The sequence below is a fragment of the Aeriscardovia aeriphila genome (genome assembly GCF_002259595.1).
GTDB lineage: Bacteria > Actinomycetota > Actinomycetes > Actinomycetales > Bifidobacteriaceae > Aeriscardovia > Aeriscardovia aeriphila.
The window spans coordinates 1-1,071 of sequence record NZ_MWWU01000012.1 but is presented as its reverse complement, the minus strand read 5'-3'; the positions used below and the strand labels follow the sequence as shown (position 1 = coordinate 1,071).

1 rRNA gene is annotated in these 1,071 nt (G+C 53.3%); it reads right to left on the bottom strand.

Annotated features, from left to right (window positions below):
* Positions 1 to 530 (bottom strand): 16S ribosomal RNA (locus tag AEAE_RS06665); the annotation flags it as partial.
* Positions 531 to 1,071 lie beyond the last annotated feature (541 nt).

The following is a 1,071-nucleotide window of genomic DNA, read 5'->3' as shown; positions in this document are numbered from 1 at the left end:
CAGCGCTTGGACCCTACGTATTACCGCGGCTGCTGGCACGTAGTTAGCCGGTCCTTATTCGATCAGTACACTCACTCTCGCTTGCTCCTTACCAAAAGCGGGTCACAACCCGAAGGCCTCCATCCCGCACGCGGCGTCGCTGCGTCAGGGTTCCCCCCATTGCGCAATATTCCCCACTGCTGCCTCCCGTAGGAGTCTGGGCCGTATCTCAGTCCCAATGTGGCCGGTCGCCCTCTCAGGCCGGCTACCCGTCGAAGCCTTGGTAGGCCATTACCCCACCAACAAGCTGATAGGACGCGACCCCATCCCATACCGCCGAAGCTTTCCCACCACACCATGCAGCATGATGGAGCATCGGGCATTACCACCCGTTTCCAGAAGCTATTCCCGTGTACAGGGCAGGTCGGTCACGCATTACTCACCCGTTCGCCACTCTCACCCAATAGCAAGCTATCAGGATCCCGTTCGACTTGCATGTGTTAAGCACGCCGCCAGCGCTCGTCCTGAGCCAGAATCGAACTCTCCACAAAAAAATCATGAAAAGCCAGAAACAAATTCCAGCACAAAAAAGACGGACCACAACCCCAACCAAAAAGATCAGAATCATGGAACGCACAAACAAAAAAGAAAAAACACAACCACACAAAACAAACTCATGCGGAAGCATCAATCCTTAACTGGCATTCAAAAAGACTACTAAAGTAGCACAATCAACGCTCTCGAGTTCTCAAACCACCAGCCCAACAAAACCAACCACCAGTCACAAACAACCAGCAACCAGCCCCGCAGGCAGCAAGAAGTAAACCTACACCACCCACACCAACCACCACAACCCCACCACCACAAAACCCAACAAACACAACCCAAACACGGCGTGTCGAATTTTGCACGTATATGCCTCTATTTCATCAGATCTGGGTTTCGAACAGGTAAAAACAGCGTGTCGGTACGGCTGTCACCAACAGATTGGCCCCTCAGCGCATTCTCTTCTCGTTCTTGCGCACGCGCACGCCCGATACCACGAGAACAGCAACAGAGGTGACGATGATGACCGTGGCCATTGTCACTGCT